The sequence below is a fragment of the Bradyrhizobium sp. LVM 105 genome (assembly GCF_003957705.1).
GTDB lineage: Bacteria > Pseudomonadota > Alphaproteobacteria > Rhizobiales > Xanthobacteraceae > Bradyrhizobium > Bradyrhizobium frederickii.
In genome coordinates this window covers 1-24,754 of sequence record NZ_QZMV01000020.1, presented here as the reverse complement: position 1 = coordinate 24,754, position 24,754 = coordinate 1, and the positions used below count along the sequence as shown (strand labels likewise).

Below are 24,754 nucleotides of genomic sequence, written 5' to 3'. Positions count from 1 at the left end.
GCTCTCACCGCAACTTAGGCGCCGCCGGCTCACGACATCGGCGGTGCGACATGTTGTGCAAATCCGGGCCGCTTGCCGAGCTCGGCGAGCCAGCGCGTCAGGTGCGGCTGCGCCGGCCGGCTGATGCCCTCGACGCCGAGCCAGCGCCGCGCATAACAACCGAGCGCGATGTCGGCGAGCGTGAATGCTTCGCCCTCCATGAACCGGCGCGAGGAGAGCAGGCGGTCGGCGATCGCCCAGACCTCGGCGGCGGCGTCGGCATCGCGCTGCACCTGGATCATGTCGCGCTCGGCGGGCGCCGTGCGCACGATGCCCCAGAACACCGGGCGGTCGACCGGCTGCACCGTCGACAGCGTCCAGTCCAGCCAGCGGTCGACCGAGGCGCGCTGCTTCGGCGCCTCCGGATAGATCGGCGTGCCACGTCCATGCGCGAGGCAAAGATAGCGCATGATCGAATTGGATTCCCACAGCACGAAGTCGCCCTCGACTAGCGTCGGGATCCGCGCATTGGGATTCATCGCCAGATATTCGGCCTCGCGCGTCCTGCCGTGACTCATGCCGGCATCGATGCGCTCATAGGGCAGATCGAGCTCGGTCAGACACCACAGCACCTTCTGCACGTTGACCGAATTGGCGCGGCCCCAGATCGTCAGCTTGCTGTCAGGCATTAGGCCTCTCCCACGGCATCCTTGCTTGTTGCGGGTGATAGCCGAATTTCCCAAAGCGCGCGATGCGATTGCGGCGCGCCTCTCATGCAAAAAGCTCCGCACGCGGCGGAGCTTTCATTGCAAAATTGAGCCTGTCCCTCAGCGGCCGAAGAACAGCCACAACAAAATGATCACCGGGATCGGCACGCCGATCATCCACAGCAACAGCCCTCTCGCCATCGCATCCTCCTCCAATCGCATCACTGGAGGGTGAACGCCGGGGCTAAGCGCTTGTTCCTGTCCCGCGAGCCTACCAGTGGCCGGTGTTGGGCATCGACGCCCACGGCTCCTGCGGCGGCTTCGGGTCGCCCTTCTGCAACAGCTCGATCGAGTGCAGGTCCGGCGAGCGGACGAAGGCCATGTTGCCGTCGCGCGGCGGCCGGTTGATGGTGACCCCGGCCTTCTGCAGCTTCTCGCAGGTTGCGTAGATGTCGTCGACCTCATAGGCGAGATGGCCGAAGAAGCGATCTTCGCCATAGGTCTCCTCGTCCCAATTGTAGGTGAGCTCGACCAGCGGCGCGCCGCGCGTCGGCGGCTGCTTCTTCAGCGCCTCGAGATCGTCCGCCGAGCACAGGAAGACGAGCGTGAACCGCCCCTTGTCGTTCTCGATCCGCCGCACCTCCTTCAACCCCAGCGCATCCTGGTAAAACTTCAGCGCGACATCGAGATTGCGCACGCGCAGCATGGTGTGGAGGTATCGCATGGTTGTTGCTCCCTGGAACGGATGGAGGGTTTTGTCTTGGGTCGGGACGACGAGAGTAGGAAATAGCAGGAAACGGGCAGGAGGGGCAGGGGACCGCGGCAAATGTGCGTGAAGGGCGCCGGTTCGGCTCGGACTGCATCACGTTCGAAGCAGTGCCGCCATCTCTTTCCAATGATAGATTCGCACCTTCTCCGTTTGATGCCGCGCGGCTTTGGCGATGGCGTGCGCGATGTCGTTCCCGGTGAGCCCGCGATAGCGGTCGGCCGGGCCAACGAGCAGCGGATTGAGCACGCCCCATATCGCGACGATCAGGCGTTCACGCGGGCGGTCCTCGTCGCGATCGCCGAGGATCATCGAGGGGCGGAAAATATGCGTATGCTCGAAATCGAGCGAGAGAATGTCCCGCTCCACCTCGCCCTTGGTCCTGAGATAGAACACGCCGGAGCCGGCGTTGGCGCCAACGGCCGTGACCAGAAACACCGACCGCGCGCCGTTCGCCCTGGCGATCTCGGCCGCCAACACCGGATAGTCATGATCGATCTTGTAGTACTCGGCCTCGTCAGGCGTGTGCTTTCGTGTCGTCCCCAGCGCGATGAAGATCTCGTCCGCAACCAATTGCGGCTTGAGTGCGGGCAGGGAAGCGAGATCGCCGATCAGCACCGTGAGCTTCGGATGGCTCACGGCCAGCGGCTTGCGACAACCCGCGAATAGTCGGGACTGTCCAACAGGTCGCGCAGCAAATGCGAGCCAATGAAGCCGGTTGCGCCGAAGACAAGTGCGGTTTTCATTCAAGACACCGTTGTGCGTTGATTGCCTGATCGCTTATTGAAAGTCGGGGGGAGTGAGGCCCGAGGGTCGCCGCCGAAGAACGTGCGTGAGCTCGCAGGATGAATAGAGCACTTGCGAGACCCATCATGTTTCGTCACGCAACCAGGCCATCGATGGGTTTCGCTTCGCTCTACCCATCCTACGAGCTGTCACCGTAATACGCGATCTCGTAGTTTCTCTCTGTGAACCGTCACCCACCTAAGCGGAACAGTCATCCACGCGTTCACGAAGAAAAGGGCCGATGGCTTCCTTGGTCATCATGACCTGCTAGTGCGTCCGCCCCTCACGCCGCCTTCTCAACACCCTTCGCAATGATCTCGACTTCGAAATAGCCCAGGTCGCGGAGCTCGGCGGCCTTCTTCTCGGCCGCTTCCCTGGTGTCCCGCTTCAAGATGATCTGGCCCGCTCCGTCGCGGGCGCAAACGAAATAAGGCATTTTCGATTCCCAATGTCGTTTGCATACACACGGCTCGGCGCTTCCGCAATTCCGGGGCCTATTCGTCCAGCCCGGCCTTTTGCCGCATCTTGTCGATCAGCTCCGAGGCCTCGGCCTTGGTCAGCTCCGGCTCGGGCGGACTTTCGTGCGCCTGCTCGGCGAGGGTCTTGAGATAGGATTCCTGGGCTCCGGTCATCGGGTCGTCTCCGGAAACCCAGTTCTTCGGATCCTTCCTGGTGTTGTCGGCCATCACGCGGCTCCTTTCCGTCTCCGTACAACGTCGGACTCGACTCTTCGTTCCGTTTTTGTTCTCATGAGCCAGCTCCAAAATTCGCGAGGCGGAACAATGCCGGACCTGGACCATGTCAGGCGGGAGATCGAACGGATGCGCATCCAGATGGGCAGGCAGAGGAAGGAGATCCTCCAGCTGCAACGGGCCGGCGTCGGCACGGCCTCGGCCGAAGCGCTGCTGTCGCGAATGGAAGCGAAGGTCGAAAGTCTTTGCGCGGAGCGCGACGCGCTGAAGGCGGCGCAGCCGCGCGCGGCTAAGGGCAGGGTGCTGGGCGGGAGGACATGGTGAGCAGGCGATGGTTCGACGACGAGAGAGAGCTGTCGCCATTCCTGACCGCGCTCGAGGACGTTCGCCGACGGGCGACGCGGGAAGGGTGGTGCTATGCCCACGTCCAGGCCATCATCGTGGCGATCGACCAGTACGCGGAAGCCGCGACCGGCAACCGCGAGTATTTCCTCAACAAGCCGGTCTCGATTGGTGACAGCCGGAAGGGCGGGGATATTCGGTGAGGAGATTGTGAGGGGCGTGACAGCGGCTAAATTTAACTCACCGTCGCCGAACCCCAGTTCCGTCGCCGCGACCAATTCTTATGCTTCAAGCCCTGCTCAGCGCGATCGTGGAGATTCTTCTGTCCGCCGCATGGAGCGCCGTCGTCAGGTTCTTCGGCCTGGAAAATGTCGTCGAGATCGCGACGGTCGTCTTCGGCCTCGGTTGTATCGTGATCAGCTCTGCGGTGTTGCTGCTGGGGCACGGATGAGGGGAGCTTCGTGAAGACGATCACGCTGCTTGCGGTGGCGGCCATGCTGCTGCTGGAGGTCTTCGGCCCGACGTCGAGCGTCGGCGGCTCGATGAGCTTCATGCTGGTCTTTGTCGTCGTGATGCTGGCGGTCGCGATCTACGAGGCGTTGTCGAACAAGCGCGGCGTGATGGGATGGATCGTCAATCTCTTCGCATCGATCGTGGGCGGCCTGACGGCGGTGGCCCTGATCGGAATGGCCATGGAGGCCGTGCTCCCTTACCTTCGCCTCGAAGGCTCGCTCGCCTCGTCGCAACATCCCCTGAAGTACGTCGTGGTCGCGGCGATGGCGACCTTCGTGGTGCTGGGATCGTGGATCCCGCTCCTGGTCCTGAACCGGCTCCGCTGATAGGACCCTCGGCGGCGCCCAGGGGACGACAGCCGAGGCAGACATCCTCGGCGCCTGCAACTAAAGCGCGATGCGATTGGGACGAATCGTCATCGCTTTAGGTTGTTGTTTAAGCATGATCTTTTCGGAAAACCGCTGCGCACTTTTCCGGATCATGCTTTAGGCCGCGATCCGTTGTTCGACCGGCGCCGTCAGCAGCTTGAGCGCTTGCGCATGTTGCAGATCGGGGACCGCGACCGCGGTGTGGCTGTAGACCGCATGGCTCCCTGATCTTGCGATCCGGTCCAGGATCTCGCTGCCCTTGATGACATGGAGACCCATGCCCTCGTCGGCGGGGAAGATCGCCAGGACCACGTCATAGGCCGAGATGACGGCTTTGAGCGCTTCGGCCTTGTCCTCGGCGAGCTCGACAAAAACACGCACATCGGCCGCGAGTTCACGCAGCTCGTCAAAATCAAGCACTGTGGGGATACTCCAACGCAACGAGACTGAATGGAGCTTGGCCTCGTTGGGTTACTGAAGTGTCAACAATGCGAGCCGAGCCACAAGTTTCACGACGGGGTGACGTCAGGCTCCAAGGCGCGCTGCGCCGAGGATGAATCTCCATCGCGCTTCAGGTTGCTGTTCAAGCATGATCTTTTGGGAAAACCGCCGCGCACTTTTCCGGATCATGCTTCAGCGCTTTGCTTCCTCCTTGCGCAACCTGGCCTCCGCGGCCTCGTCCACGAGGTTCAAGGCGTGGCCGTCATAGCTCAGCTTGAGCCCGCGGCCGACGATCCAGGTCCATCCCTGCCGGTCCTTGATGGCCTGCGCATTGAACTGGTCGGAGATCGATTTGACAGCAGCATCCTGAGGCCCCGGATTGTTCAATGTCGCATTGACGCGCCAGATCGGATGCCTGGCGTCGGTCGCGTCGCCGTCAACCGTGACCTTGGCGCCGTTGATATCGCATTCGAGGGTGTACGAGCTGCGCCCCTGACGGCAGAGATAATGGCGTTGACTGACGAGCTTGCTGGTCTCCTCGAATGTCATCCCGGGCGAGAAGCCGAAGATGTCGGACTTCTTCACGACGGCGAGGGATGCAGGCTTCAGGAAGCTCGGCTGGATCGCGACGAGGGCTGCGACGGCAACGACGATCAAACCTGCGATGACGATAGCGATCTTCATGAGCACCCCGCGAGAAACCCTCAGGCCATTATAGCAGCCGGGGACGTTCTGCCAGGCAGGCAAAGCGAAAACCCCGCCTGGGGAAAGCGGGGCTCTCTGGTGGGGTGAAGCTTAGGGACTTCAATGATAAGACGCGCCAGGGGCAAAATGGTTCAAATGGAAAGTGGCAGGTTCTGCGGCAGCTTGCACAGGAAGTCGGGAACCCCGCAGAAGCCCTGCTTGCGTTTTCAGCCTCGATGGGGTCTAAGCCCCGTCACTTCATGACCTCAGGCATGAAATCAGCTAGCGCGCCCCCCGCGCTTCAGGCCGCGTCCACAGCAAAAGCTGCTCGCGCGCACAAGAGGAATTCAGACATGGCGAAGATGACGAAGACCCAATTGATTGATGCAATTGCCGAGGGCACGCAGCTCTCGAAGAACGACGTGAAGTCTGTGATCGAATACATGGCCACCGTCGGCTACAAGGAGCTCAACGAGTCCGGCGAGTTCGTCATTCCCGGCTTCGTGAAGATGTCGGTCGTCAACAAGCCGGCGACCGAAGCCCGCATGGGCGTCAATCCCTTCACCAAGGAGCCGATGCAGTTTGCGGCCAAGCCCGCGAGCAAGTCGGTCAAGGCCTCGCCGCTGAAGGTGGCCAAGGACGCCGTCTAAGGCGCAGCGACATCGTTGCGGCGCGCTCTTTCCGAACACGACGCAGCGATCAAGGGCTGACGAAAAGGTGGTGCTCGGCGACCGCAATGCCGAACATCACCACGACGATCAGGACAAGCCAGAGAGCGCAGGTCGGCCCGTCCGGGCGCGACGACAAAAGAAAAACCCCGCGCTTTCGCACGGGGCTCTTCCGGCTGACGACGTTGGGATTTCAGCGCCTGGCCGTCAGCCGTAGCTCAAACTTAAAGTTGAAAATCCAAAAAGCAACAGCGCCGCGGTGACGGAATATGTTCGTTCACCGCGGCGCTGCCATATGACTGGGCGCTGAAATCCCCAGCTCCCATGGGTCCGCGCTGCGCCAAAAAGGTTCAAAGCCACATGGCAGGGGAAATCGCGCTGGACTTTCTGTTCCCTCTTTGTTCTAATGGCCTCCCTTAGATCGAGCGCAAGGAGGTGACCCATGACCGTCGAAAAGCAGCGCGAAGTGATCAGGCTCTGGAACGAGCTCAGGAGGCTCGAGGGGCCGGCCGCAGAAGAGCTCCGCATTCAGATCCTGGAATGCTTCTCGGAGAAGAGCAAAGCGAAGCGAGCGGCCTGATCCGCGCCGGCGGGCAGAACGAGCAGGGAGCCAGCGGGCAGAACGAGCAGGGAGCACGAAGGCGCAGGAACGAACCTGTGCCGTCAGCGTTCGGCCTGCATGACATGCCCGCGATGCGCCCAGCCGATGACGGCGATTTCCGCCAACAGCTTTCGATGTGAGCCATGCCGCGAGATTGTCATCGTGTTTGCGGTCGTCTCGAAATTCTTGCCGCCGGAGATCGTGCCGACGAGTCTCGCGGCGGAAGACGTTGCGTCGCGCGCTTTCATCGATCGTTAGGAAACGCTTCGCACTGATTTTTCCGACTCCGATTCGTTCCTTGAGAACGAAAAGGAGTCGAAGCTGGAACAAAGCCGGCCGGCTCGCAGCGCTGTCGTAACTCCGCTTCGCATTCTGGAAAGCAACTCGTGATCGCGAAATTCCTAACGATCGATTGCGCGAAAGCCGATAACCCTATTCGGTTAGGTTAAAAGCCCAATCGCGTTGCGCTTGTCGCCGCTTGGGGTAGGTGTCTGGCAAAGACAAGCAAGAAACGACTTTGCCAAGAAGCAATTTTGTCATGACACCTTTTTCACAGCCTTCCTTTTACCAGGGCGACCGCCACACCTACCGGCGCGTCGCCATCGTCGGCACGCTGTTCTGTCTCGCTTTCGTGGTCGTCAGCTTTTCGCTGCGACCGCAGGTCGAGGACACGCGCGTTGCGGTCAAGGCCGACCGGCTAGTGCGCACGGCGGGCCAGCCGGCGCATGCCAATTGAGGCGGCGCACGTCAATGAGAGTGGCGCACGAGATCAAGCGTGGCGTACCCAATTAGCGCTCGTCGCTGCGATTGTCGGCCGGCGCTTGCGGACATCCGGTGCCGCGCGAGGCGAGCGCCAGGAAGCCGGCATAGCCGGACAGGTTGAGCAAGATTTCGAGCCAGGCGGGCATGTCGGCCTCTTCCGCTCTGCGTGAAGAAGGATACAACGTCCGCGCGTAATCCTGGTTCCTTGCTCCCGCCGAAAAAGCAGATCAGACCGGAGAGGAGGGGTCGAGGCGGCGGCCGAGGGTCGCAACGGTTTCGCTCGACGGCTGCTCCTTCAGGAACTCGGCGATGGCCCGCGCCAGCTCGCGGTCGCTCATCGGCGTCGGCGGCGGGTGCAGCGCGCCGACACCGAAGCTGCGCACGATCTCGTCGTAATGCCGATCGTCGGATCTGGGAACCAATTTACGGATACGGGCCAGCAAAGCGGATAGTGGCAAATCTTCCTCCTCGATCGTCCGCCCCGCTGGCAGCCATTGGCGTGTGCTGCCATCTGTTCCCGTGAAACTGAAAAACCCCGCCGGCATCGCGGAGACGCCGACGGGGTCTTCGTGCTGTTGCCTCACCGGATGGCGGAGGCTCCCGCACTTGAGGAGGTAATGCGCGCCAGGCGATTTCGTTCCAGCGCCATCGGCATTTTTGCAGTCTCGGTTCCGCACCTGCGCGCAACCATGGCAGGCGCCCGTCGTTGTCCCGGCAAGCCGCGAAGGAGGAGAGCATGAAGAAGACATTGGCAGTTCTGGCCACCGTCGCAGCCGTCGGCGTGACCGCGGTTGCAGCCCCTGCGCCTGCCGAGGCACGCGGGCGCGGAATCGGCCCGGGCCTCGCATTCGGCCTCGCCGCCGGCGCGATCACCGCGGGCGCAGTCGCAGCATCCCACCCGTACGGCTATTACGGCCCCCGCTACGGCTATTATGACGGTCCCGCCTATTATTACGGGCCTGGCCCCTACGCCTATTATGGCGGTGGACCGTACTACCGGCACCATCACCACTGGCGCCATTGGTAACAGCTGACAAGGGTAACCCCTGACAAGCGAAAAGCCCGGAGCGATGCTCCGGGCTTTTTGTCATGCGCATCGATCAGAGCCGTGTTACGGCCAAAGCGAGGGCCGCTCGACCTTGCGGGCATTCTCCAGCGTCGACACGAAATATTCCTCACGCTCGCGCTTGAATTTTTCCTGCGTGGCACGGAAGGCGGCGACACGGGCGGCGATCTCGTCGCGCTCACGGGCTTTGCGTTCTTCGTCTTCGGTCATGGCCATCCCCTCGGGTTTACTGAACTCAAGCACTGCCGCCGCATCATCTTGAGTCGCATTCACACATCCATTGATGCTCCCGAATGGGGCGTCAATGGGGAAGAGGCATTGCAGGATTGTGATATGCGAAGGTCGGAAGAAATTGCCGAGCGCATCGCGTTAGCGCTTGATAAGAGCGTCAACAATCTTGCCGCTTACGCATGTCGCTGACAGGGCAAAGCGAATCGGGAGGCCGCGAATGATTGCATCGGATCTTCGGAGCGGCGTTGAACGGCTTGGCGACATGATCGCCGAGGCAAAGGTGATCGTGCCGTTCACCGGCGCCGGCATCTCGACCGAATGCGGCATTCCCGACTTCCGCTCGCCGGGCGGAATTTGGACGCGCTATCGTCCGATCGACTTCGGCGAGTTCGTCGCAAGCCAGTCTGCTCGGGACGAATCCTGGCGTCGCCGTTTCGCGATGGAAGAGGTGTTTGCGGCGGCCAAGCCCGGCCGTGGCCATCGCGCGCTGGCCTCGCTCTATCGTGCCGGCAAGGTTCCCGCCGTCATCACCCAGAACATCGACAATTTGCACCAGGCCTCCGGCTTCGCCGGCGAGCACGTAATTGAACTTCACGGCAATACAACTTATGCGCGATGCATCGGATGCGGACAGGCCTATCCGCTCGACTGGGTGAAGCGTCGCTTCGACGCGGCGGGCGCCGCACCCAACTGCACCGGCTGCGATGAGCCGGTGAAGACCGCCACGATCTCCTTTGGCCAGATGATGCCCGACGACGAAATGCAGCGGGCGACCGCGCTGTCGCAAGCCTGCGACCTCTTCATCGCGATCGGTTCCTCGCTCGTGGTCTGGCCGGCGGCGGGCTTTCCGATGATGGCGAAGAACGCCGGTGCTCGTCTGGTGATCATCAATCGCGAGCCGACCGAGCAGGACGACATCGCCGACCTCGTCATCCGTCACGACATCGGCGAAACGCTCGGGCCCTTTGTCGGTAATTGAGGCATCAATTTGATTCGCGGCCGTGCAAGCTGTTCATAGGTTCCGGCGAATCTCTTTTTTGTCTATGCCTCGCAACCGGGAGTGTTATCTTTTGAGTCGAAAGATTCGCGTCGCGTCGAATTGAGAACATTCTCTTAAGACGCGTGATTCGAGCGCCGCCAATGTGGCGGGTTGCAATGGCAGTGTGGGGTCCGGGGTTATGGGGTCGTCGGACGGATTTGAGTCCAAGAAGCTCGGGGTTCCCGGGCAGGGAGTATCGTCCGCGAGGATCACGCCGGGCGAACACGGCGGTGCCGGCCGCGACAGCGGGCTCAATCCCTTCAGCGGGTTGGGTGAGGCCAGCGCCAACCTCGTCGAAGTCCACGGCGTCATCAAATGGTTCGACGCCTCCAAAGGCTACGGCTTCATCGTTCCCGACAATGGCTGGCCCGACGTGCTCCTGCACGTCACCGTGCTGAGGCGCGACGGCTTCCAGACCGCCTATGAGGGCGCCCGCATCGTCGTCGAGTGCATCCAGCGCGCCAAGGGTTACCAGGCGTTCCGCGTGGTCTCGATGGACGAGTCGACCGCGATCCATCCGGCGCAGATGCTGCCGCCGCGCACCCATGTCACGGTCACCCCGACCAGCGGGCTGGAACGGGCACAGGTCAAATGGTTCAACCGGCTGCGCGGCTTCGGCTTCCTGACCTGCGGCGAGGGCACGCCCGACATCTTCGTGCACATGGAGACACTGCGCCGCTTCGGCATGACCGAGCTCAGGCCCGGCCAGTATGTCCTGGTCCGCTTCGGGCCCGGCTCCAAGGGCATGATGGCGGCCGAGATCCATCCCGAGACGGGATCGCCGGGATTGCAGTCGCACTAAAGCGCGATCAGGCTCGCACTCGAGCTTCCAAGTCCCGCAATCGTGAGCAGAGGCGCGATGGCAGGCCGTCGCGCCTCTGGCTTTTCCGGCGACCGCCGCTTAAGGACTGGCTCTAGTCCCACGCCTTGAGTGTCTCCCATGAATTTTGATCGAAAGGCTGTCTGGTCCGCCCTGAAGGGCTGGCTTGCCGCCATCCTCGTCGCCGCTGGCTGCGCTGTCGCCACCGCGCCTGCCGGCGCCGCCAGCTTCCAGCCGCTGGAGATCGTCACACGGAACGGCGTGCAAGTGTTCTCCGTCGAGATGGCGACGACCGAGCAGGAGAAGAAGACCGGCCTGATGTACCGCAAGGAGCTCGCGGACGGCAAAGGTATGCTGTTCGACTTCAGCCCCGAGCAGGAGGTGTCGATGTGGATGGATAACACCTACGTCTCGCTCGACATGATCTTCATACGCGCCGACGGCCGCATACTGCGCATCGCCGAGAAAACTGAGCCGCTATCGAGAAGGATCATTTCGTCAGGGGGGCCCGCCCGGGCCGTGCTGGAGGTGGTGGCGGGAACGGTGCAGAAATACGGCATCCGCGTCGGCGACCGCGTCGGTCATCCGCTGTTCGGCAGCAAATAGGGAGGCAGGCGAGGGGCATTGGCAGCCTTGCTGGCGCCAGTTTGTGAGCTTGCTGGCGCCTTTGGAAGCGTGTATCGACGGGGCTCGCTGGACATTCGGGGTATAGCGCAGCCTGGTAGCGCGGCAGTTTTGGGTACTGCAGGTCGTTGGTTCGAATCCAGCTGCCCCGACCAGTCAACCCCTTGAAACTGCGACGACATTTCTTTCTCCTTTCCGCGCTAAATGCGCCCGCGCCACCCACGGGGAAGCACCGGGGAAGCACGAGCGCGGATCTTAGGCCTTTCGGGCGGCATTGCCGCCGCCCGCCGCCATCGGTTTCAGTGCAGCGTTTTCTCCATTGCTGCCTTGGCTTCCATCATTCGCAACGCCAACGGCAAGGTCACCACGGCGTCGATCTCGACGCGATTGCCCGGCAGCGCCCGGAATTGGCCGGCAGCCTTACCTTTGAGCGGCGCCAGCATGGCTGCGGCGATCGCCGAGCTCACCTGACAGCGGATCAGGGCGTTTCCGTCCTCGATAGCCAGGATCAGGTCGGTGCCGCGGCGGGCAAGTAGGGCGCCGAGATCGGTCGATGGGGTCGAGGTGCGGAGGGCGATTGAGGTGCGCATGATGTTTTGCCTTTCGAGCAAGACGGCAGTCCAGGGGCGAAATGACCGACATCAGACGGCCCCGCGCACCTTTGGGCGTGCGCCTTGGACATACGCGCGCGGCCCCTGGACAAGATTTTCTGATCGCCGCTTACCGGAATGGCTATCGGCTGATGTTTGGGCTTTCGACCCGCGATCAGGATGCGCTCAGTCGAAAATTCAGCAACGAAAATTTTGTCGATAAAAGTCTAAACGTAAAACCAGACAGCTTAGCGCTTGATCAGTTTGCGCATTCTGTCGATTTGCGCGTTTTTGTCGGGTTTCGCAATCGCGTGAGACCATACAAGAAAAGCCTGTCTCGCAATGGCTTTTGCGACTCCAATATAAAAACAAGATCAAGAGATTAGCGAGTATGAGCCGTCGGGTTTGCAGCGCTCAGGTCAAAGACTCGTCAATGATGCGACTTCGTTCGGCGATCGTCGTATGATGTCTCGACAGAGCGGCGCGCGGCGCCCGGCCGGTACCAACCCAAGGGCCCGCCACCCACCCCTAGGGGGGAGCCGGCCGCACGTACTCCAAAGACCGCAAAGCCGCTCCGCTAATTTTGCGATTCCAGAGAGTCCAGGGTTCGCTCACTGAGGATCATCTGCAATGTCGGCTAAAATCCCGCTTCGTTCGATGGGATCGATGACTTGCCTGTTGAGGACCTCTACGGCGCACCTCTTGAGCACCTTCTTCACCAGCTTGTATTTTTCTAAGTAGAACTTGAGCCCGCGAGCTGTCTTCTTGTTTTTCGGATCACGTTCCAGCGTTACGCTTTTGGTTGCGGCGGCGATATCATGTTTCAGGCTCTTGAGGCCGCTTTCGAAGGATTCATCTCTGCACTTCTTCGCGTAGTCCTCCGGGTCAAGGTCGGTAATCTCTCTCGGCTGTTCTTGAGCAACGTCGGTGGTCTGTTGAGACAGCGGCGTTTCCGGGGCTGCCTTTGCTTCGATCGCGGAGGGGCGCTTTTCGGGAGCCTGGACCACCGGTTCTTTGACGCGCGAAGGGTCAATCTTCGCGTTGTCCAAACTGAGCGATGCATTTTCAAGCGCCTTTTTGAACTCCGGCGAGATATCCGCGATTGCGTCCAAGGCGCGCTTCGATCCGGCCACCGTGCCGGAGGTAACCGGCGTTGGTTTGGCTGGCTGAGCAGTCGGCGCCGGCGCCAGTGCAGTGGCTTTCGGCGGTGCGTCATCGCATTTCGTTGGCTTCAGTTCGACGCCGTTCACCTTTCCACTGACGCCGCTACAATCTTTCGCCGGCTTAGCCGGCTGTGAGCTTTGGTTGCCGACAGCAGCTGCTTCGCTCGAGCCAATCTGAGCGGGGCTTCGCCGGTGCCGCGGGCGCTCTACCGATGCGCACGGCCCGTGCTATACCACCGTTGGCAGTGATCGAACCGTCGGGCTGCAGCGTGTACACCCACGAGCCCAGGCTGGTCGTATAGGTCAAATTGTTTCCGGAGCAGGTCCAGGTGCCCTCAGCCTGACACGCCGCGTGTTCGCTACAGATGGCCCTTCCGTCAGCGGTAAGCGTCCCCTTATTCCCTCCGGAATGCCGCCATTCGCCGATAAACTTGGAAGCGCAGCTAGCCGGCGGTGCGGCATACGCGGGTGTCATGGAAACAACAGCCGCAAAAGGCAGGCAAAGCAAAAAGCGCACAGAAATCTCCCCAAATCAAAATATCCTGGGACGCTAGCGGTTGTGCGAGGTGCCATCAAACTGCCGGCAGTGAACTATCACCAGGAAAATTGCGCTCCTGCCGCTCTCTCAAGTAGTGAGCGCCGACCTGTTGATGCGTTCAGGCAGTCGATGCTCGCTTCGAGGAGCTCTCCGTGCAACTTCGCAGGTCTCATGAAAACGGGCAATTCGCGGTAATGCTTGATCCGTTGCGTCGCCCAGCTAAAGCACCACTGCGCGAACATGGGCGACGCCACGGTCGGTGAATCCTAGGCTGCGAGCGGCGGCAAGCGAGAGGTCAATAACGCGCCCCCCGACCCATGGTCCGCGATCGGTGATACGAACAACCACCGATTTGCTGCTCTTAATGTCGGTGACGCGAACGTGCGTGCCGAACGGCAGGTTGCGATGAGCAGCAGTAAGAGCATTCCTATCGAACGTGGTACCACTCGCCGTCTTACGTTTCGAATATGAGTAGTAGGAAGCCTTCCCGGAAAACACTCGGTTGAAGGATTGAGACGCTGATCGATTTCCCGAACTGCGCGTCGGCTCCTGTTCGGTAGCAGGTCGCGTCTGCGGGCTCTGATTGGTCTGCTCCGGTGCTTCAGGAGCGGGCTCGGCGTGTGCCTTTGGAATGATAGACCATCTATCATTGAAGTCCTGTGCAGCAGCAGAGTGTGCATGTGCGCACATCCAAGCCGGTACGGTTGCAATCGCGACTATTCTAGAAAGAGTACGCATGGTAGACCTCAATACATTGTCGAGCAGAGGACAATGCGATCTTCTCAGGCGTGTTCCTGAACAGACTTTGATGTGTCCACAAAACGGTGAATGCATACCGTATTGGCGACGTTGGTACCGAGATGCGCCAGGCGCAACGCAGCAAAGTGGCGGTCTAGTTGCGGCGCATCACGCCGCACCTTCGCAGCGCAGAAACTGTAATAGGGCTGCTCTCATTGCAAGCCTACAGGCATGTGGAAATCTGCGTGTCCTCAGAATGATGGATCAGTCCAACGGGGGTGCAGACCAGCAAGCAAGGCGGGCCTAAGTCAGTAAACGACGTGGGCAGCCGTAACTTTCCGCTTACTACTCCAGAGTCATAATTCATCCCACGGACGCAACGCCGCTTCGCCGACGGCACCCACCTCGCAATCCCGCGCACATCCTCTCACCCCGTCGGCGATAGATGTCATATCCCACAAAATACACGCGCCAATACGACTACATTTCATATCAGAACGCGAACCCGTCGAAGCCGCTGCCCGCCAATCACGTTCATGCCGATCTTAACGCGGCAGCGCTCTCGACCAGCGAGATCGTTGATTTCCTGAAGACCAGCTTGCGCTCAGACGGCGCGATCATGAACGGCGCGGTTAGCTTCGACCAGCTCTCCACGAGTGTGAAAGCCAGCATAGGCGACACGACTTCGGCGGATGAAATTCTAGCTGCACGCGGCGATGCGGTGGCTGCGGCTTCTGCGGCGGCGACGAGTGAAACACATGCGGCAGCTTCCGCTGATGCGGCCGCCAGCTCCGCATCCGGTGCTTCGACGTCGGCGACGAATGCCGCGACCAGCGCAACTGCGGCGGCTACATCGGCTTCGCAGGCGCAATCCTACAGTGGCATTCCGCAGAGCATCAAATCGGCGGCTTACACCACAGTGTTAGCCGATGCGCAAACGCACATTCTGCACCCGGCCTCTGACAACAACCCGCGGACGTTCACGATCGACAGCAACGCGAACGTCGCTTACCCGATCGGGACCGCGATCACGTTCATCAACGAGATCAACACGGTCACAATCGCGATAACTTCCGACACCTTGGTGCAGGCCGGCACAGGGTCCACCGGAAGCCGCACCTTGGCCGCAAATGGCATCGCCACCGCGATCAAGATCACCTCCACGAAATGGATGATCTCCGGGTCAGGACTGTCATGACCGCTTTGACGCAGTTGATCGGGAGTGAGGGGCGCGCGCAGCGGGCCGTCTCGCCGTCCGCAGTCGATACGTCCTTCACGCTTGCTACCGGCGGCGCGGCGCAAGCGCAACTTTACGACAGCAACGATGCGACGCCGGCGGCGGATCCTGGAGGACTTACAGCATCGACCCATGCCGCGTACGATTTTGGCGCGGCAAAGAGCATAGCTCGGGTGCGGACCATCACGGCACCGACGAACGGCTTTGGCGCAAGCGTTGTGTTCGCCATCCAATACAGCGACACGAACTTGACGTCCGGATTCACGACGGCCAGCACGATCACGGTAAACGCCGGAACGTCGCAACTCAGTGACAAGCAAATCGGTGACTTCGGTGCGCATCGCTACTGGCGCATCGTCTACCAGTCCGGCACGACGGGCGGAAACGCCTGGCTCGGCGAGCTCACGTTCTACGAGCGTTACTGATGACCGTTGTTACTACATCATCAAGGCTCAACTAGGATGCCTCAACTCATCGATTTCGAAGGTCAGCAACACGAATTCCCCGACGACTTCACGTCGGCGGACATTCAGCGCGCATTGAGCTCGCTGCCGCGCTCGCCGCCAATGCGCGACGTGCCAACGTCCGATCGTCGAATTCCGCTGATTGGCGCTCCCGACACAGCGGCCGCGCCGCAGCGTATCCCGCCGTTGCCGCCGGGCTACACACTTGATCGCAAGCCAACGCTTGTGCCTGTGGATCACGATCCGTGGGCGGCGTCTCCGGATGCAAATCCGTTCACAGCGCCGCCAACGGCAGCCGCACCGGCGCAGCTGAGACTTGTCCCCGTAGACCACGATCCTTTCGCGGCGCCCGCGGCTCCGGTCACGACGCCAGAAGGCCGCATCTACGTTTCGCCGGAAGCTCCTAAGCCAAACACCGCTCCGAGTGCCCTTCACAGCCTCGCCGTCGGCGCTCAAGGCGTCGGCAAGGGGATCACGGACATTGTGACAGGACCATTCGACCTCGCAGCTGGGGCGCAGAACCTGGTCACGGGCGGCATCAACAAGTTGCTCGGCACGAACATTCCGATGTCCACGCCAGCTTCCAAGCTGGTCGAGAAGGTCACCGGGTCGTTCTCGATTCCTGAGAGCGAGATGTCTCCGGGGGAGAAACTCGGCTACAACGTCAATCGCTTCGGCACCCAGGCGCTCGGTACCGGCGCAATGCTTGCCGCTCGAGCTCCCGGCGTCGCCGCTGCGACAACGCGGGCCGACACGGCCGTCGGGCGCGTCCTGGACCACTTGTCTCGGCCGTACACCGAGGCGCCTGCGCGGACGCTTGTCGGCGACACGATCGGGGGCATGGGCTCGGGTGTTGCGGTGAATGCCGCTGACGACTATGTCCCCGAGCACGCCGTGGTTGGGGACACAATACCAAAACAGGTGGCGAACATTGTCGCGCCGCTGGTCGGGGCCGTTGGCGCGAACTCCATTCAGGGCACCGCCGAGGGCATCGCAGGCGCAATCCGCAACATTGCGGCGCGGTCGTTCAGCTCCGCTCCAGCGCCTATCCCGCTCAATCCCAACACGCGAGCGCCGTACAGCGTAGCCGATGTCGCCCGCGCGGCTGCGAAGATCCAGGACGCTGCGTCCGGCGCGCCGCGCGCGCTGGCGCAAGATATCCGCGAGAATGCGGCAGCTTTGGCGAGACCGGTAGAGGAAGGCGCCTCGCCGCTACAGAGTTCGGCCATGCCGACATCGGGGCTCTTGTCAGGCGATCCCGGTCTCATCGCGGCAGAGCAGGGAGCGCGCCTCAAGTCAGCGCCGGATTTCATCAAGCGCGACCAGAATGTAAAGGGCGCTGCGGCTGAGCGTGTCGAGGCCATGCGAGACCCGGGGGCCGACCTAGAGGCCGTCATGCGCCGCGCCGCGCAGACCCGAGATGAGCGAATTGGCGCTGCAGAGAACGAGATCCTCCAGAGAGAAGAGGTGCACCGTTCAGTAGACCGTATTCGAGCGGATCAGGGACAGCCGTTCGGGGCGCTCGGCAACAGTGAGGTTAAGGCGAATGCCTCCCGTCGCCTGGACGAGGCCCTCGTCGAGAGGACGTACATCCCCGCGCGCACCGAGAAGAACCGGCTGTTCGACAACGCTCCCGGCCGTGCGGATGAGCTTCCGGCCGACACCATCTTCTCGGCGATCGACCGGATCCGCGGCAACGCGAATGGCCTGGCGCCCGGTGTGCTGCCAGAGGATTTCATGAGGCGGCTGAACGCCCTTCGACCGCAAATGGTCGAGCACCCACCGGAAAGCGGCCGGATGGTCAATGTAGGTGGGCCCGGCACAGCGCTCGGGGGCGATCTGGCGGACCTCCGGAAGTTCATCGGCCCAGCTCAGGAGCGCGCGCAAACCTCCGGCAATTTTGATTTAGCCGACAACCTCGGCCGGCTGCGCAGTGCGATCAACCGAACTCTTGAGGACGCGCCTGGCTATTCAGAAGCCAACGCCAACTATCAGCGCTTCGCGGAGCGTTTCCGCCCCGAGCGAAGAGATGAAATGGCGCGCTTCACCCGTGAGCTTGATCGCGGCGGCCAGAACGTTGATGGCCAACTCAATCGTGGCGCCACCCCGCCGAGCGCGACTGGTGACCGTTTCTTGGCCTCGCCAGAGAAGGCAGCTAGCTTGACGCGGGCGCTCGAGGGGGCGCCGGCGGCGCGGGATGCTCATGCGGCGCTTCGCGATTATCTGCGGTCCGACTTTGCTAGGTCAGCTCTCAACGTGGATGGCACGGTGAACTCAATCAGGGCGAACGCCTGGGCCCGAAATTTTGCGGATATCCTCGAGCAATTTCCCGCGGTGCGAGGTGAGTTCGATGACATCGTCGCGGCCGCGCGACGTGGAGAGCAGCTGTCTGCACAAAGCAAGGCGGACCTGGAGGCGGCACGCGCGAACCGCAAGGCAACCGAAGCCGAGATAGACCGGTCGGCGGTAGGCACGCTGCTCCGCGAGGACCCGCGGGATGTTGCGAAGAAGCTCCTTGGGAGCAAATACGGCGCTGACGCAAAATTGAAGGAAATCCAAGACGTCATCGGGAAGGACGAGCAGGCGGCCCGCGGCTGGAAGGCGGCCGTGTCCGAGGTTCTTGCGGACAAGATCCAAGGCACCCGCCAAGTAGGAGATACGCTGGAGGTGCACTTCGCGCGGCTGGCGCGCGAATTCAAGGACAACGAGCAAATTCTCGCAAAGGTCTACTCGCCCGAAGAGATGAACAATCTCAGGCAGGCTCATAAGATCCTGTCGTACTTTAAGGAAGCCGAGAAGCGAGCGACTGTTGGCAGCGATACCGCTGAGAAGATGAGCATCCCGGGATGGGCGCAACTGGCTGTGCGCCACTTCAAGGGCGACCTTGCCGGCGGCGGGCTCATCAAACGGTTCAAACTGATGCTCGAGCTCCTGCCGTCTAACCGGGAGAGCGCCGACCAGATCGTGCAGGCCGCATGGTTCAATCCTGACATCGCAGCGTACCTTTTAGAGCGGCCGCTGAAGAACCAGAATGCCAACTTCAACAGCGTTCCGCTGCGCCGGTTGATCGCCGCCGCCAATGCCGCCCGGGAAAATTAAGAGGATATCGGTGCCTTCAATTGCCGCCTATGATCTATCCGAGCAACAGCGCACCTTGGTGCGTCTTATCGTCAATGAAGGACGGCGCCCCGAAGAGGCCGCCGAACTCGCCGGATACCATCCCAAGTCGGTTTACAAGACAATGCGGCTCCCGGCAGTCGCTGCAGCGATTTCGGAATCAATCCAACTTGACCTTGCAGTAGTTGGAGCACCTCTCGCTTATCGAGTCGCGAAGTCGCTGCTCCAGGACGCAAGCGTCAGTGCTCGGGTTCGAGCTGATCTTTCGATCAAGGTCTTGGATAGAGCAGGGCACATTGTGCCTACGCGCAAAGACCAGTATTCCCAACAGAAGTCGCTCTCCGAAATGTCTCGTGACGAACTCGCTGCCTTCATAGCGAGCAATCAAGCCGAGATTGACAAGATCGAAGCTGAATTAGCATCGCGAGCGAAAGACGTGTCTTATCTAGGCTAGGCAGGTCAGCCGTGGGCCGCTCTTCGCGGCGCGCCCGCTTTCTTCGGCAGGCGAAGGCCATGGGGCTTTTGAAGCCTGGTTGCGAGCGATGCCCACGGGCAGCGCAAGCAGTGCGACCGTAACGATCTCGCCGAATAATCTCAGCCCCGCCGACGTGGCGGACGATGCGGATGACCCGTCGGCAGACCGCCAATGGGCGGGATCTTCTTTGTAGGTCGCGTTCTTCAACTTCGGCGGAGGGGGGAGGGCAGCTGTGAACCTCTTTTAGGTCCAGTCGTTCTCCGGAAGGGATCCAGTCGGAGGCTTCACCTCTTCTAATCCCGCCTCAATGATCGCGATCTCGTCCTCGACCGTCTGAACCGCGGCGGAGGCGTTGATGGCGGTGACCGCCTGAAGCTGGGCTAGCATTCCACGTCGATGCGCCAGCAGCCCTTCGAGCGCGCGCCGGTCTTTTACTTTAACGTAGCCAGCAACGATCGATTGTAGGGCTCGCGACATTGATGTCCCCCAGCGGCGTGGCGCGGCAAGGCGATCTGCGCCCTTGTGCGTCATTCGATACAATCTATCGGCACGGAGACGAGCCCCTATGCCGGATGCTTACTTGACCAACGTTTCGCCGCGGCGCGCTCTTTTCGAAGCTATGCCCCGGTTGAGAAACTGAACGCCCACGAACTCACCGTTCACCCAGGAGAGTTCGCAGTGTCGGTAAGCCAAGCCCACGGGTGACAAGACGAGGAAGAATTCCTTCTGTCCGATATCCGTGACCGCACCATTGATGATCAGCTTTGCGCCCAGTTCTGAGACGTCGTGGATCTTGCAGGCGCGCTGCCACGTGCCGTCGATCGCCATCAAGCGAGCTTCGATCGGACGTTCGAAAGCGACGCGCTTTTCCTTGCGTTGTTCTCCCTCACTCATGAACCACGCTCCGTGACGCGTGCGTCAAGTCGTTCTGCGGTTATGTGTTCACTTTTGTACAAACAGGGGTCGACCCCGCCGCGCCTCGAGTAAGAGGACCTACGTGGCACCCCCGGTCTTAGCGCCTAAGCCGACACCGAAGGCGCTCCAGCTACCCTAGCGCGGGTAAGCTGGAGGCTCGCCCTGTCCGGAACGGAGGCGAAGCCAAACCGGACGGGACACGATAACTGCTGACCCCACGCGGCAACGTTCATTTGTGAACATTGGAAGCGGCGATAATCTCGTGATGGTTTGCAAACGGTTTTTGTGTGCATGCCGGTGCTAACGTTTTGCGCGGCCAGCATGCATTAACGCTCCCAAAGATTTGCCGTTGTCCGTTTCGTCCGAAGTGGCATGCTGAGCACCTCTCCTACGAAGAGATGCGACATGGCCGATCTCACCTCCCGCGCGCGTGCAAACATGGACGTGGTACTCGAGCAAGTTTGCCGAGAGCTTCCAAACGGCGGAGACCATGAAAGCCGCAAGTTCATTGCTCAGCAGATGGTTGAGGCGGCCGAGGCGGGACACTTCACGTTAACCGACCTAACCGCAGTTGCACGTCGGGCGATGATCGATTTGAAAAATCGGCCGAAGTCGGCATAGCGCTCCGGCACGTCGATGCTTCAGGTGCCGCAAAGAAGCCTTATCTAAAGCTCTCCTCTACACGTGACATAGCGGGATGGGTCCTATTTTTTACCTTGATCCATTCCTGCGTTCGCCCCGCGATGTAGCGTCGATCGTGGCGCTTCGAAACGATACCCTCGAGGCCCATTCGGCAAGCCGCTCGGAAAAGGTCTGGGCCGATTTCGCCAAGCTCAAATGGCGCTACGAACATGCCTTCTGGGCGACCGCGCAGTAGGCGCGCGAGGTTGGTTTTGCGCATCCAGAGCGGCAGCGGCCGCAGATCCTCGCCGCCCAGCATCAGGATGTCGAAGGCGTACAGTTGCACCTCCTCGTCATGCTTGCGTGAGTGCAGGGCGTTGAAGTCGGAAACGCCGTCGACGCCGAGCACCACTGCCTCGCCGTCGATGACGAAATGCTGCTCGCGGTTCTTGAGCGCGGCCTGGACGATCCAGGGGTAGCGGTCGGTCCAGTTGTGGCCATTGCGGGTGAGCAGCCGGACAGACTTGCCGTTGCGTTCGACGCGCAGGCGGTAGCCGTCGTATTTGATTTCGTGCAGCCAGTCAGCTCCATCGGGCACGGCCTTGGCGGTCGTCGGCAGGCAAAACTCGAACGCGTTGGGCATGGGGTTGTAGATAGGGAGAAAGCGGCAATCCGGGAGTCACTATCAAGACGAAGGCCGCGGCGAACTCAATCGCCGCGGCCGCGCCGTGTCAAAAATGCCGGGTGAAAAGGGTGCAGGTGAAATATGCGGCCAGCCCCGGTTTGCCGAATTTTCCCGGAGACGCGAGTTCCGGCCATTACAAATGTGAATTGCGCGCGCTGGGAGTTTTCGGAGGGAACCCCATGCCTTTGCTCAAGTCTAATTCTCGGAGCTGGTTCTGTGGGGATGAATAGTTCACTGAACCGTCGGCTCCAACATTCTGCCCGTGCAAATGGTCAAGGACCTGAGATAGGTCGCGCATGTCCAGCAGCTCGCCGCAGACCGGGCAGCGGAAGTAGTGCTCGCGCTCGTCCTTCGGCGTCCAGCCAAACGGCTTGCCTTCGGTCGCCATCAGGCAACGCCACGCAGCGGGAGGGCCAGCTGTACATTGAACGGCCTTGTGGCATTGGCGTTGATGAAGTCCTGCAGGGCCGGCGAGATCTCGGCGTCTGTGTTGGTGGCGCGCTCGGCCAAGGCATCGGCGACGTCGGAGGTCGCGTCGTGGGACCAACCCTCGACCGCATTGAAACAGACGATTCGAAGCGGATAGGCGTATTGGCCGGACAGGATGTCCTGCAGGACGGTCTCGAGATCCGTATCGGCTTCGTCGGTCTCGCGCCAGGCGCAGCCGGCGCGCGCGCCGAAATCCTCAAGCACCAAGTAGATGTCTCGGTCGAGGCGATCGGCTGGGACGATCGAGGGCGAGGAACGCATACGCATACTCCGATACTACGAGGTCGGAGAGACGGCCCCGGCTACAGGGGGGCTTTGTGAGGTGGGCCGGGGCCGCTCCGCCAGTCTCGGCGGCGAGCCTGGCGAGACTCATAATTTGATCAGGAGACCTTCGTTCCTGCGGCGCCTCTTGTCTGGCTCCGCGTGGGCGAGCGAATCGCGTCCTCGCTAGCTTCCTCTATTCTAAATCCGAATTGTTGTAGAGTAGCGTTATGTCGAATGGGATAGAGTTGATTGTGAGCGGCTGCACTAAACTCGCGGATCGACAGTCCCTGGAAAAACCTAAAGATACCTCGTCGAAACCTGGCCGTCGATTTGAAAGCGATGACCGGCTTCGACCCTGGAGCCGCGATCACCCTGCTAGAGAGGGACATCGCTGCAATTGCAATCGAGGCGGGACTGCAGGCGCTGTCGAGCCCCACTGGGGCTAGCCGAGACAGGTGGCCTTGAGACAAAGGCGGCGTTCGCGAGGCGAAGCGAGTTTGGAGCTTGGCGTAAGCCCGCCATAGCGAGCCGCCCGAGCTTATTTGAATGGAACTTTGGAACCGAAGGCAGTTTATCTGCATATTCAAAATCGGCAGTCCCGTTGACGGGTTCGGAACTCGTATTCGGAGGTTGAACGATGAGTGAGCGGCGTCGGTTCAAACACACAAACATCCTAGAGGTCCGTCTTGCCGAAGAAGCGACGCGGCTACGTGATAAAGCCGCATTGCTTCCACCTGGAGCGGCCCGCGAGGAGCTGCTACGTAAGGCCCGACAGGCTGAGACCGGCTCGCACATGAGCGAATGGCTGCGGTCGCCTGGTTTGCAGCCGCCGAATTAGCTTTGACTTATCTCAATGGTAGCCGTGGCACTGGATCGAACATGGGCACGTAGCAAGCCCGATGAACCGTCTCCGGGTCAAGAACCACTCCCGGAGCCGTCGCGCCTTGAGGAGGCAAGGCGAATCGTCGAGGAATACGTCGAGAATTTGCGGGAGATCGCAAGGAGGCTGCGCCGCAAGGTGAATTGAGGTCGCTCGGACACTGGGCAATTTACTGTGGCAGAAACAAAAGCGCCGCCCGCTTAAATGTGCGGACGGCGGAAGTACCAGCCCCGGGAGCGAGATCGTAAAATCCGATGAAAGTATGTGACGCCGCATGGCGAGGTTCAGTGCGTCATGCCGCTTATTCTTTCGCTGTCTCTTTGTATGAGAGGGTCAGTCAGCCGACGGGCTTCTCGGCGTGGATGTGCAGAACGTAAAGCGTCTTCTGCGATTCGTCGGTGACTTCCATCAGCCAATCCCGACCGGGTGCCAGCTTGCCGTCGAGGCCTTGCAGCATCTGACCTGCCGTCACGGTCGCCTCCTTCCAGGCGGCATGGTTATCGGGGAGTTCCTCCCCTTGCTCATCGACCTGCTTGTGTTCGTGAGTAACGTGGAAGAAATACCTCGGCATGACGGTAAAATGCTGCTTCGGGAAACTCGTTCCAGACCAAAGCGGGGCGACCGACGCTTAGCCTATTAGTCTTCTCAGGCAGCCTGCCAGCTCTTCCATCGTAAACGGCTTTCGCAGCAGCGGACGTTCGTTGAACTCCTGAGGAACTCCGGCCGCGCCGTAACCGCTCGCGAAAGCAAATGGAATGCTTCGCTTTTGTAGAACGCAGGCGATCGCCTCCGAGCTGTCGGAGCCGAGCGCGACGTCGAGAATGGCCGCCTGAGCGTCCGTCGATTGGGCCAAGGCAACCCCAGTCGCAAGACCAGTGGCCTGTCCCGCAATCGTGTGACCTAACTCGACAAGCATGTCCGCGATCATCATCCCAATGAGCGCTTCATCCTCAACGATGAGTACCGAGGCCATAAATATCATCCCAGGCGCGAATGCTCAAAAAGGGCCAGCGAGAACGAGAAAAAGCCCCAGCTTGCAGGGGGGGCGGTAAGCTGGGGCCACTTCACTTGGGGGCTTGCCCCGGGCAAGGGCGTCGGGAAAACTCGGCAATCGGACGAATGTTCCTCTATGCAAACGGCTCCGGGGCATCTCCAGGGACACCGAAGCGGCCTTATTCTTTCGCTTCAGTCCAAGCTTGCTCACCGCATTCGCATTTGAACATGCGGACGGTACTCCCGGTGAGGGGGTCCAACATCGAGCGGACTTGCTTCGTTTTTTTTCCGCAGTGGCTGCAGCTTGGGAGTGGACTGGGATTGTAGTTCGTAAAGACTTCGTTCCTAAATTCATTGCTCACCAAAACACCTAAGCGTTCGAGGTGAGACCTTAAACCCCATATCGGACATTTGGTTCCATCTGAGCTGGCCCCGGTTGTCTGAACAGAATATCCGCGTCGATAAGTGGAGCCTCTGCCGGGGTTAGGCTGCCGTG

The 24,754-nt window shown here is 61.0% G+C and carries 39 protein-coding genes and 1 tRNA gene; 19 read left to right on the top strand and 21 right to left on the bottom strand.

The window, feature by feature from the left end:
- Positions 1–29: 29 nt before the first annotated feature.
- The 6 genes from D6B98_RS34520 to D6B98_RS34505 all read right to left on the bottom strand — a co-directional run bounded on the left by D6B98_RS34520 (position 30) and on the right by D6B98_RS34505 (position 2,924).
- Positions 30–668, bottom strand: coding sequence for a glutathione S-transferase family protein (locus tag D6B98_RS34520; protein WP_126261460.1), 639 nt, complete (start codon positions 666–668; stop codon positions 30–32).
- 289 nt (positions 669–957) lie between these two features.
- Positions 958–1,410 carry a VOC family protein gene (locus D6B98_RS34515; protein WP_126261459.1) on the bottom strand — a complete coding sequence of 151 codons (453 nt, stop codon included), beginning with the start codon at positions 1,408–1,410 and terminating at the stop codon, positions 958–960.
- Between the two features lie 138 nt (positions 1,411–1,548).
- Positions 1,549–2,091 carry a Rossmann-fold NAD(P)-binding domain-containing protein gene (locus D6B98_RS34510; protein ID WP_245481518.1) on the bottom strand — a complete coding sequence of 181 codons (543 nt, stop codon included), beginning with the start codon at positions 2,089–2,091 and terminating at the stop codon, positions 1,549–1,551.
- A complete protein-coding gene (locus D6B98_RS41050; protein ID WP_245481517.1) occupies positions 2,088–2,198 on the bottom strand; it encodes an NAD-dependent epimerase/dehydratase family protein in 111 nt (36 codons plus the stop codon). Before D6B98_RS41050 ends, D6B98_RS34510 begins: the two co-directional genes overlap by 4 nt.
- Before the next feature lie 323 nt (positions 2,199–2,521).
- Entirely contained in the window at positions 2,522–2,674 is a 153-nt protein-coding gene (locus D6B98_RS40265) for a hypothetical protein (RefSeq protein ID WP_164719060.1), read from the bottom strand.
- A 58-nt stretch (positions 2,675–2,732) separates the two neighbouring features.
- Entirely contained in the window at positions 2,733–2,924 is a 192-nt protein-coding gene (locus D6B98_RS34505) for a DUF3072 domain-containing protein (RefSeq protein ID WP_126261458.1), read from the bottom strand.
- Positions 2,925–3,020: 96 nt separating this feature from the next.
- On the opposite strand from D6B98_RS34505, the gene D6B98_RS34500 reads away from it, so the two are divergent.
- From D6B98_RS34500 to D6B98_RS34490, 4 genes are all read left to right on the top strand, one after another.
- Positions 3,021–3,254 carry a hypothetical protein gene (locus D6B98_RS34500; protein ID WP_126261457.1) on the top strand — a complete coding sequence of 78 codons (234 nt, stop codon included), beginning with the start codon at positions 3,021–3,023 and terminating at the stop codon, positions 3,252–3,254.
- On the top strand, positions 3,248–3,475 hold the full coding sequence (locus tag D6B98_RS34495) for a hypothetical protein (protein WP_126261456.1): 228 nt from the start codon (positions 3,248–3,250) through the stop codon (positions 3,473–3,475). Before D6B98_RS34500 ends, D6B98_RS34495 begins: the two co-directional genes overlap by 7 nt.
- Before the next feature lie 80 nt (positions 3,476–3,555).
- Positions 3,556–3,723 carry a hypothetical protein gene (locus tag D6B98_RS40260; RefSeq protein ID WP_164719059.1) on the top strand — a complete coding sequence of 56 codons (168 nt, stop codon included), beginning with the start codon at positions 3,556–3,558 and terminating at the stop codon, positions 3,721–3,723.
- 10 nt (positions 3,724–3,733) lie between these two features.
- Positions 3,734–4,111 (top strand): hypothetical protein, encoded by a 378-nt coding sequence (locus tag D6B98_RS34490; RefSeq protein ID WP_126261455.1) that lies wholly within the window; start codon positions 3,734–3,736, stop codon positions 4,109–4,111.
- Between the two features lie 159 nt (positions 4,112–4,270).
- On the opposite strand, the gene D6B98_RS34485 is transcribed toward D6B98_RS34490, so the two are convergent.
- Together D6B98_RS34485 and D6B98_RS34480 are read right to left on the bottom strand one after the other, a co-directional pair.
- Complete coding sequence (locus tag D6B98_RS34485; protein WP_126261454.1) at positions 4,271–4,573, bottom strand: hypothetical protein; 303 nt, start codon at positions 4,571–4,573, stop codon at positions 4,271–4,273.
- A 213-nt stretch (positions 4,574–4,786) separates the two neighbouring features.
- Positions 4,787–5,278, bottom strand: a complete 492-nt coding sequence (locus D6B98_RS34480; RefSeq protein ID WP_126261453.1) for a hypothetical protein — start codon at positions 5,276–5,278, stop codon at positions 4,787–4,789.
- Between the two features lie 353 nt (positions 5,279–5,631).
- Here D6B98_RS34480 and D6B98_RS34475 point away from each other — a divergent pair, with 353 nt between their 5' ends.
- The 3 genes from D6B98_RS34475 (at position 5,632) to D6B98_RS40255 (ending at position 6,526) form a co-directional block, all read left to right on the top strand.
- Positions 5,632–5,928, top strand: a complete 297-nt coding sequence (locus tag D6B98_RS34475; protein WP_018323108.1) for an HU family DNA-binding protein — start codon at positions 5,632–5,634, stop codon at positions 5,926–5,928.
- Positions 5,929–6,014: 86 nt separating this feature from the next.
- A complete protein-coding gene (locus tag D6B98_RS34470) occupies positions 6,015–6,209 on the top strand; it encodes a hypothetical protein (protein WP_126261452.1) in 195 nt (64 codons plus the stop codon).
- Positions 6,210–6,388: 179 nt separating this feature from the next.
- Positions 6,389–6,526: a hypothetical protein gene (locus tag D6B98_RS40255; RefSeq protein ID WP_164719058.1), complete on the top strand. Its 138-nt coding sequence runs from the start codon at positions 6,389–6,391 to the stop codon at positions 6,524–6,526.
- A gap of 83 nt (positions 6,527–6,609) precedes the next feature.
- Here the strand turns inward: D6B98_RS40255 and D6B98_RS34465 are convergent, their stop codons facing one another.
- The gene (locus tag D6B98_RS34465) at positions 6,610–6,795 is read right to left on the bottom strand and encodes a hypothetical protein (RefSeq protein WP_126261451.1); all 186 of its coding nucleotides are present in this window, start codon (positions 6,793–6,795) and stop codon (positions 6,610–6,612) included.
- 290 nt (positions 6,796–7,085) lie between these two features.
- Here D6B98_RS34465 and D6B98_RS34460 point away from each other — a divergent pair, with 290 nt between their 5' ends.
- On the top strand, positions 7,086–7,283 hold the full coding sequence (locus tag D6B98_RS34460) for a hypothetical protein (protein ID WP_028136572.1): 198 nt from the start codon (positions 7,086–7,088) through the stop codon (positions 7,281–7,283).
- Positions 7,284–7,536: 253 nt separating this feature from the next.
- On the opposite strand, the gene D6B98_RS41045 is transcribed toward D6B98_RS34460, so the two are convergent.
- Entirely contained in the window at positions 7,537–7,893 is a 357-nt protein-coding gene (locus D6B98_RS41045; protein WP_245481516.1) for a hypothetical protein, read from the bottom strand.
- Between the two features lie 152 nt (positions 7,894–8,045).
- Here D6B98_RS41045 and D6B98_RS34445 point away from each other — a divergent pair, with 152 nt between their 5' ends.
- Complete coding sequence (locus tag D6B98_RS34445; protein WP_126261449.1) at positions 8,046–8,336, top strand: hypothetical protein; 291 nt, start codon at positions 8,046–8,048, stop codon at positions 8,334–8,336.
- Positions 8,337–8,420: 84 nt separating this feature from the next.
- Here the strand turns inward: D6B98_RS34445 and D6B98_RS40250 are convergent, their stop codons facing one another.
- Positions 8,421–8,585, bottom strand: coding sequence for a hypothetical protein (locus tag D6B98_RS40250; protein WP_162832225.1), 165 nt, complete (start codon positions 8,583–8,585; stop codon positions 8,421–8,423).
- A 238-nt stretch (positions 8,586–8,823) separates the two neighbouring features.
- Between D6B98_RS40250 and D6B98_RS34440 the strand changes: the two genes are divergently transcribed.
- The 4 genes from D6B98_RS34440 (at position 8,824) to D6B98_RS34425 (ending at position 11,244) form a co-directional block, all read left to right on the top strand.
- Positions 8,824–9,585 (top strand): SIR2 family NAD-dependent protein deacylase, encoded by a 762-nt coding sequence (locus D6B98_RS34440; protein WP_126261448.1) that lies wholly within the window; start codon positions 8,824–8,826, stop codon positions 9,583–9,585.
- A 199-nt stretch (positions 9,586–9,784) separates the two neighbouring features.
- The gene (locus D6B98_RS34435) at positions 9,785–10,447 is read left to right on the top strand and encodes a cold-shock protein (protein WP_164719057.1); all 663 of its coding nucleotides are present in this window, start codon (positions 9,785–9,787) and stop codon (positions 10,445–10,447) included.
- Positions 10,448–10,585: 138 nt separating this feature from the next.
- Positions 10,586–11,071, top strand: a complete 486-nt coding sequence (locus D6B98_RS34430; RefSeq protein ID WP_126261446.1) for a DUF192 domain-containing protein — start codon at positions 10,586–10,588, stop codon at positions 11,069–11,071.
- 96 nt (positions 11,072–11,167) lie between these two features.
- Positions 11,168–11,244 (top strand) — tRNA-Pro (locus tag D6B98_RS34425).
- Positions 11,245–11,388: 144 nt separating this feature from the next.
- Here D6B98_RS34425 and D6B98_RS34420 read toward each other — a convergent pair.
- The gene (locus tag D6B98_RS34420; protein WP_126261445.1) at positions 11,389–11,679 is read right to left on the bottom strand and encodes a hypothetical protein; all 291 of its coding nucleotides are present in this window, start codon (positions 11,677–11,679) and stop codon (positions 11,389–11,391) included.
- Positions 11,680–11,720: 41 nt separating this feature from the next.
- Between D6B98_RS34420 and D6B98_RS34415 the strand changes: the two genes are divergently transcribed.
- Positions 11,721–12,065, top strand: coding sequence for a hypothetical protein (locus tag D6B98_RS34415; RefSeq protein WP_126261444.1), 345 nt, complete (start codon positions 11,721–11,723; stop codon positions 12,063–12,065).
- Between the two features lie 225 nt (positions 12,066–12,290).
- Here the strand turns inward: D6B98_RS34415 and D6B98_RS34410 are convergent, their stop codons facing one another.
- Together D6B98_RS34410 and D6B98_RS34405 are read right to left on the bottom strand one after the other, a co-directional pair.
- Positions 12,291–12,929 carry a hypothetical protein gene (locus D6B98_RS34410; RefSeq protein ID WP_126261443.1) on the bottom strand — a complete coding sequence of 213 codons (639 nt, stop codon included), beginning with the start codon at positions 12,927–12,929 and terminating at the stop codon, positions 12,291–12,293.
- 670 nt (positions 12,930–13,599) lie between these two features.
- Entirely contained in the window at positions 13,600–14,070 is a 471-nt protein-coding gene (locus tag D6B98_RS34405) for a septal ring lytic transglycosylase RlpA family protein (RefSeq protein ID WP_205680549.1), read from the bottom strand.
- Between the two features lie 493 nt (positions 14,071–14,563).
- Between D6B98_RS34405 and D6B98_RS34400 the strand changes: the two genes are divergently transcribed.
- The 4 genes from D6B98_RS34400 to D6B98_RS34385 are packed head-to-tail and all read left to right on the top strand — an operon-like array spanning position 14,564 to position 19,390.
- On the top strand, positions 14,564–15,316 hold the full coding sequence (locus D6B98_RS34400; protein ID WP_126261441.1) for a hypothetical protein: 753 nt from the start codon (positions 14,564–14,566) through the stop codon (positions 15,314–15,316).
- Complete coding sequence (locus D6B98_RS34395; protein ID WP_126261440.1) at positions 15,313–15,780, top strand: hypothetical protein; 468 nt, start codon at positions 15,313–15,315, stop codon at positions 15,778–15,780. Before D6B98_RS34400 ends, D6B98_RS34395 begins: the two co-directional genes overlap by 4 nt.
- Before the next feature lie 36 nt (positions 15,781–15,816).
- The gene (locus D6B98_RS34390) at positions 15,817–18,918 is read left to right on the top strand and encodes a hypothetical protein (protein WP_126261439.1); all 3,102 of its coding nucleotides are present in this window, start codon (positions 15,817–15,819) and stop codon (positions 18,916–18,918) included.
- 10 nt (positions 18,919–18,928) lie between these two features.
- Positions 18,929–19,390, top strand: coding sequence for a DUF1192 family protein (locus D6B98_RS34385; protein WP_164719056.1), 462 nt, complete (start codon positions 18,929–18,931; stop codon positions 19,388–19,390).
- A gap of 264 nt (positions 19,391–19,654) precedes the next feature.
- On the opposite strand, the gene D6B98_RS34380 is transcribed toward D6B98_RS34385, so the two are convergent.
- Positions 19,655–19,942 (bottom strand): hypothetical protein, encoded by a 288-nt coding sequence (locus tag D6B98_RS34380; RefSeq protein ID WP_245481515.1) that lies wholly within the window; start codon positions 19,940–19,942, stop codon positions 19,655–19,657.
- 45 nt (positions 19,943–19,987) lie between these two features.
- Positions 19,988–20,305 (bottom strand): PilZ domain-containing protein, encoded by a 318-nt coding sequence (locus tag D6B98_RS34375; RefSeq protein ID WP_126261437.1) that lies wholly within the window; start codon positions 20,303–20,305, stop codon positions 19,988–19,990.
- A 426-nt stretch (positions 20,306–20,731) separates the two neighbouring features.
- Between D6B98_RS34375 and D6B98_RS34370 the strand changes: the two genes are divergently transcribed.
- Complete coding sequence (locus D6B98_RS34370) at positions 20,732–20,947, top strand: hypothetical protein (RefSeq protein ID WP_126261436.1); 216 nt, start codon at positions 20,732–20,734, stop codon at positions 20,945–20,947.
- Between the two features lie 40 nt (positions 20,948–20,987).
- Here D6B98_RS34370 and D6B98_RS34365 read toward each other — a convergent pair whose 3' ends face one another.
- The 5 genes from D6B98_RS34365 to D6B98_RS34340 form a co-directional block, all read right to left on the bottom strand.
- Positions 20,988–21,590: an ATP-dependent DNA ligase gene (locus tag D6B98_RS34365; protein WP_126261435.1), complete on the bottom strand. Its 603-nt coding sequence runs from the start codon at positions 21,588–21,590 to the stop codon at positions 20,988–20,990.
- Between the two features lie 175 nt (positions 21,591–21,765).
- The gene (locus D6B98_RS40245) at positions 21,766–22,020 is read right to left on the bottom strand and encodes a hypothetical protein (RefSeq protein ID WP_164719054.1); all 255 of its coding nucleotides are present in this window, start codon (positions 22,018–22,020) and stop codon (positions 21,766–21,768) included.
- Complete coding sequence (locus tag D6B98_RS34360; RefSeq protein ID WP_126261434.1) at positions 22,020–22,382, bottom strand: hypothetical protein; 363 nt, start codon at positions 22,380–22,382, stop codon at positions 22,020–22,022. The genes D6B98_RS40245 and D6B98_RS34360 overlap by 1 nt, the downstream gene beginning before the upstream one ends.
- A gap of 1,220 nt (positions 22,383–23,602) precedes the next feature.
- Positions 23,603–23,836 carry a DUF6894 family protein gene (locus D6B98_RS34345; RefSeq protein ID WP_126261432.1) on the bottom strand — a complete coding sequence of 78 codons (234 nt, stop codon included), beginning with the start codon at positions 23,834–23,836 and terminating at the stop codon, positions 23,603–23,605.
- Between the two features lie 57 nt (positions 23,837–23,893).
- Entirely contained in the window at positions 23,894–24,238 is a 345-nt protein-coding gene (locus D6B98_RS34340; protein ID WP_126261431.1) for a response regulator, read from the bottom strand.
- Positions 24,239–24,754: the final 516 nt, after the last annotated feature.